Annotated in this window: 1 protein-coding gene; it reads right to left on the bottom strand. The window is 37.4% G+C overall.

Annotated features, from left to right (window positions below; translation table 11 throughout):
- On the bottom strand, positions 1-431 hold a 431-nt coding region (locus AC1DKZ_RS33065; protein WP_476997985.1), incomplete at both ends, for a Cna B-type domain-containing protein.

The following is a 431-nucleotide window of genomic DNA, read 5'->3' as shown; positions in this document are numbered from 1 at the left end:
TTGTAGTCTTCCCAGACTTTCTTACCACTAACTTCTGTTTTGTCCGTATTTTTGTAAGTGTTCGTAATCGTTGTTYCGTCTACTTTTGTTTCATATCCGTTTACTTTTACTTCACTTACTGTGTACGTGTACGCATTTCCTTGTCCATCATACTTTGGTAGGTCTTTGAAGTTAAAATTCCAGTTGCCTTCTTTATCAGCTTTCACTTCTTGTGTTTGGAACTCTGTTCCATTTTGAAGCAATTGAACCGTAATACTTTCTGGGCGTGTGTTGAACTTGTTGTTGTAGTCTTCCCAGACTTTCTTACCACTAACTTCTGTTTTGTCCGTATTTTTGTAAGTGTTCGTAATCGTTGTTCCGTCTACTTTTGTTTCATATCCGTTTACTTTTACTTCACTTACTGTGTACGTGTACGCATTTCCTTGTCCATC

The organism is Bacillus sp. 05T21 (assembly GCF_056396785.1).
Note: the sequence above shows the minus strand (reverse complement) of the source record. Positions and strands in the feature narration are given on the sequence as shown.